Here is a 231-nt window from a genome sequence, read left to right as displayed (position 1 = left end):
CGACGAGACCATCCACGTTCGGCGCGAAGTTGAATCCATGAACCGTTTGCGCGGGCAGCATGATGACGCACGGCGGCACGAGATCGATCATGCTGTTCTCGATCAGCACTTGCCCGCCGCCGCCGCGAATGTACAGAAATTGCAAGAGCGCGTCGTGGCGATGCGCGTCGATATGCCAGTCGTTGGGCGCGCTGCGCTCGACGATCCATTCGAAGTTGAACGCGTCATACC

At 60.2% G+C, this 231-nt stretch carries 1 protein-coding gene; it reads right to left on the bottom strand.

The features are described from left to right. The coding region (locus NCR39_RS20705) for an AraC family ligand binding domain-containing protein (protein ID WP_250453957.1) at positions 1 to 231 on the bottom strand (231 nt) is incomplete at both ends.

The organism is Caballeronia sp. ATUFL_M2_KS44, from assembly GCF_023630965.1.
Taxonomy (GTDB): domain Bacteria; phylum Pseudomonadota; class Gammaproteobacteria; order Burkholderiales; family Burkholderiaceae; genus Caballeronia; species Caballeronia concitans.
Note: the sequence above shows the minus strand (reverse complement) of the source record. Positions and strands in the feature narration are given on the sequence as shown.